The organism is Bacteroides sp. 2201st1_D9_2201SCRN_220225, from assembly GCF_040928965.1.
Lineage (GTDB): Bacteria > Bacteroidota > Bacteroidia > Bacteroidales > Bacteroidaceae > Bacteroides > Bacteroides stercoris.
The window spans coordinates 1-4487 of sequence record NZ_JBCODG010000131.1; the positions used below are offsets into that span (position 1 = coordinate 1).

At 49.3% G+C, this 4487-nt stretch carries 2 protein-coding genes and 1 pseudogene; all 3 read right to left on the reverse strand.

The window, feature by feature from the left end; genetic code table 11:
* A pseudogene (locus AB5903_RS21790) lies at positions 1-641 on the reverse strand (type IV secretory system conjugative DNA transfer family protein); the annotation flags it as partial.
* 47 nt (positions 642-688) lie between these two features.
* Positions 689-1048 carry a hypothetical protein gene (locus AB5903_RS21795; RefSeq protein WP_016662272.1) on the reverse strand — a complete coding sequence of 120 codons (360 nt, stop codon included), beginning with the start codon at positions 1046-1048 and terminating at the stop codon, positions 689-691.
* A 17-nt stretch (positions 1049-1065) separates the two neighbouring features.
* On the reverse strand, positions 1066-4356 hold the full coding sequence (locus tag AB5903_RS21800) for an LPD23 domain-containing protein (protein WP_368118281.1): 3291 nt from the start codon (positions 4354-4356) through the stop codon (positions 1066-1068).
* Positions 4357-4487: the final 131 nt, after the last annotated feature.

A 4487-nucleotide genomic window follows, 5' to 3' on the forward strand; every position in this document is an offset into this window, starting at 1 on the left:
GCCACCCATTCATTCTGCTGTTCTTTCTTGGGAAGCAGCGCAAGCAGGATATCCTCCATGAGCTGCAACAGTTCGGTGCGGTCCTTTACAACTTTCAGCGGGTTGAAACGGTATGAACGCGCGGGCCTGTCAAAGCTGACATAATAAAACTTGTGCGGATAACCATGCTTCTCTATCAGGTTATAGGCAGTCCGGGTATAATCGATGTCCTTGAAGTCGTATATAAAGCCGGCAAACCCCAAACGGATATATTCCTCCAACAACCACTTGCCTATACTCTTGGTCTTTCCTGAACCGGCTCCGCCATAAATCAGGAAATTGGAATAGTAATAATAAAATTCCAGATAGTTTTTCGATATTCCCGATTGTACGGGGAGCCTGATCGGGTTATTGTTTTCTCCGGGGCTTTTCGGTTTGCCCCGTTCCCATAACCATGACAGGACGAATATGACCAGGGAAGCACATGCCGGATAAAACACATATGCCGGAAAAAACAGATATGCCAGACAGGTTTCAACAATTATGCAAAGCAAAAAAACAAAGAAATTGATATACCATTTGCGACTTATGGTGGAAACTCCTGTTATCAGTGAAGCCACTGCCAATATAAACAGCTTGATATAAATGACACAATTCTCCATACTACTATAATAATTTACTTTAATACTTAATATGTAATTTACTTGTTTTACAGTAAATCCATCTGCAACGATTTATCATCCCTGCAACTCGTAGTTTCCAGACATCTGACCGTATAACCGGACGGGGTTTTGATTATCATAAGCGGTCTGTCGTACCCCGGCAGGTTAGTCGGCTTTCCCCGCAGTAGTGATATCCATCTGGCGGGACTTGTCTTCTCCGGTTTTGCCCCGATATCACGAAGTTCATCCAACACAGAAGTCATATCATGGGAAATTCCGTTGACTTGTAAGGTCATTTGTTCACCAAAGATCCTGAGCTCCCGGTTTCCCCAGGAAAAACTACATATCCCCGCCGGTTCATTCTCCGGTTCAGCCTTATCAAGAAACTTGTGTCTATCCGTTTTCATATCGCAAATTATTTCCGTTATAATTTCATTTCTGTAACTTTCCTCTTTAAGGCTGCCATCCCAGTGAGCCTTACTCCATAGCCCGAAGGTCCCTTGACAACCATAAGCATCCTGCCATCGGCCAGCTGCAAGGATTTTCCGCTAAAAAGCATTCTCCATTGTTCCGGAGTAAAGGAAACCGGTTTGACACCCGCTTCTCTCATCTTCTCCAGTACCGGTGTTACATCCACTTCCGAACCTCTTTTCTTGATACAGGCACTGCCATGTTTTGGCTCCAGTATAAGCTCACCTCCGGATATCCGGATTTTTTCAGGTGCGGCTGCTGTTTCCGCTTTTTTCAGGTTCTCCCCACTAGCATGGAGTATACTTCTAAGCTCTTTCGTGCCGATCTCGATATTGAATCCCAGCTTCCGCAGAAGGTTCCTGAAAGCCAGGCTGATCCTTTCCCAAACGGACAGTTCGATACCGTTCTCTGCTATATGCGCTAGATGCTCCTCAGTGGCAACCCGTATGTCTAATTTTTCCGTCCCGGCCAGGCGGGTAATTTCACCGCGCAACTTTTCCCCGCAGCCGGCAAACATTTCGTCCAGGAACGCATCCATATGCCCGTCCCCGATAAGTCTGCGCAGACCATAATGCGCCACACCTTCATGCAACAGGGTACGTTCGATATCCTCTTTCCCCCGGGCGTGCGGAAGATACAGGCATATATGCTGCGAGGGAATGTCATACCATCCCCGGATGTCTTTTCCGCAGGAAAGTAGGCCGCGCACGTCAGGAGAGCTTACCTCATCGGCACGACGGACCACTTCCAAAGGAATATGCTGTTTTCCGGCCAGAAAAGACGCATGGCGTGCGAGTTCATCCATCCGGGCCTCCCTTGAAAGGAATATCTGTTCGCTGCGGGCAATATCCTCGGTGGAAACGGCAAGCGTGTTCCGTCTTTGGCCGGAAGTAAAATTCATCCTGGCCTGCACATTACGCGCTTCCACTTCCCCAGCAGTGGAACGGTATTTCTGTATGCTGCTTTTGAACCGGTCAATGTCATTCACCAGGTCAAAGATATTTTCGTACCCGTATTTTTCAGCCACGAGGCTGAGAGGGTAATCGTAACGCCTCAATATTGTCCCATAGGGTACTTCCCGGCCAAGCGCAGCGAATATACCTTTCGGGGTGTTGTCGAAACCTCCACCCTCTAAAATCCTTCCGTCAGTGGCCTGTACGATATCCAGAATCACATTCTCTGCCGTATTTTTAAATTCCTCCGGGCTGCTTCCCCTTGCAAATCCCTCCATGCGTTGTATGGCATGTTGTATCTCATGTGCCAGGACGGACTTTACATCATCTGTCCGGGAAATGTTTACTACTATCCTGCTATCCGAATGGAGATAGGTTCCGCCGTAGTCAGCCGATGGCAGGTCTACAAACTCCAACCGGGTTTGTTTCATTTCAGGATAGGCATGGAACAGTTCATCGTCTTTCACATAGTCATCCAGATAAATCCGTTCACGCAGTGCATCCTGTTCCTTCAGTCCGGCTGCCAGTTCCGTCAGTTCCGCAAAACGTTTCCACTCCACCTCAGGGAGCATCTTCCCCTCTATTTGCCGGTCAAGAAGATTTTCAAACTCCCCGTACCAGGACTGTTTTTCCAACAGGCGTGAGTAGCCCAGATCTCCGGCCGGATGGTATTCGAAATCCGGTGTCTCATAGCGCCACTTGCTGTCAACTCCGCGTTCCCAGCCTGTCGCCATTTTTATTGTTCCGGCATCCTTGCCTGACTTTTCCATTTCGCGGGCCACTGCAAGGTTTTCCAGACGCGAACAGACTCCTTCAAACCGGTCAAGGTTGGAAGCCCCTTTTTCTCCTATGAAACGGAAACGTTCATGGGCGGTTATCTTCAGGTCGGCCTCATTGAAAATGACATAGTTCCGTGCACCGTCAGCCCGGCCGCCGGTCGAATACTCCGCCGGATAGTCAATACCGGTAAAACCCGCCCGCGAAAGAAACTCGCTGGCGAGACGTCCCGAATCAGTGTCCGTTTCCAAATCTATGAACATATAGTCCAGAAAGCCATAGAACTCCTTGCCACTGTTCCATACATGGGACTTGCCATTCCAAAAATCGCTTGTAACACCGGAGAAAAGTATATGCTCTTTTCGCAGTTGCAGGAATATTTGTCCTTGCTGTTCCGGCGATACCGGAGACTCCCATCGCAGGTAGTTCGTCCCGTTGCTTTCCGGAATTTCCACTGTATAAAGGTGGCGTGGCAGTTCAATGCATATCCTGCCGGCATCGATGTCGGAAAGCAAATCCTTTTTCTGCTGCTCGAATGCCTTTCGCCTTCTGCTGTATGTGCCCGCAGCACGCCCGTCCATATACACGGAAGAAATGTTCCGTTTCAAACTGTCCACGTCGGTGGAAGAAAGGATCTGACGTTTCCATACTCTCCATACGCCATCAAAATAATATTCGTTGTCAAGTACCGAGGATAAAGGCTCCCCGTCATAGGTGATGTGGTTTCCCCGCTTTATGCCGATGGCCGCATACCTTTTGGCTATTGCGTCCACTTCTGTCACATAAGTGCCCCAGCCGTAGGCCTGCGCCCCTTCGCCGGTTCCGGTAAAGGCACGGTCGAAATGTTCGAAGGAGGCCGGACTGCCATGGTATACCTGCCGGAAACGGATGTCGTCAATGTCCGGCGAAAAAGCGCCGGTGTTCCGCTCCGAATACAGATATTTGCCGGCCGCCTTCAGTTGGTTCGGAGCAAGAACGGCCAGGCATTCGACGCCCTCATCCATACTCCGGATGGCATCATAGCCCTTTGCCCTGATGACTTTCTGCATGGTAGGTGTCTCCACTATACGCCAGGAGTTACCGCCTGCCAGCATTTTCTCCGCGTCCTCTCGGGAAACAGGGAGTTCCAGACCGAGATAGAAGTCGTAAGCTGTAATATTTTCCCCTAACTCATCCAGAACCTCTCGGACTGCATTCCCGTCTTTTACATCGAAAGGCTTCCTGGCATTGGCAAAGAGGTCATATACGTAGCTTACCTCCGTCCACTGTTCTTCTCCGTTTTCATCGTCCGGCAGTTCCATACTGCGTATCGACCCGATGCTACTGGCCTTTCCCTCGTCAAAGGAGGTGAAAATCAATCCGCCATATGCGCCGCCCCTGAAAGTGTGGAAAGGGGCGTCGGTCACATCTATCACCCAGTCATCGTCAATCCTGAACCGGGTTTTGTGCCCTTCCTGCTCCCTTGAAAGGGATGTACCATGATAGACCACCAACGGCTCCCCGTTCTCATCCACAACTTTTGAGCTGTTTGTTTGGAGAATAGAAAACAAACGCTTATCTTTGAAATTGGAAAGGAGCGGATTACTTTCAATTCCAGCTTTTTGTATTGTTGGGATAATTGAGAGCAATTCGCTCTTTTCTATGC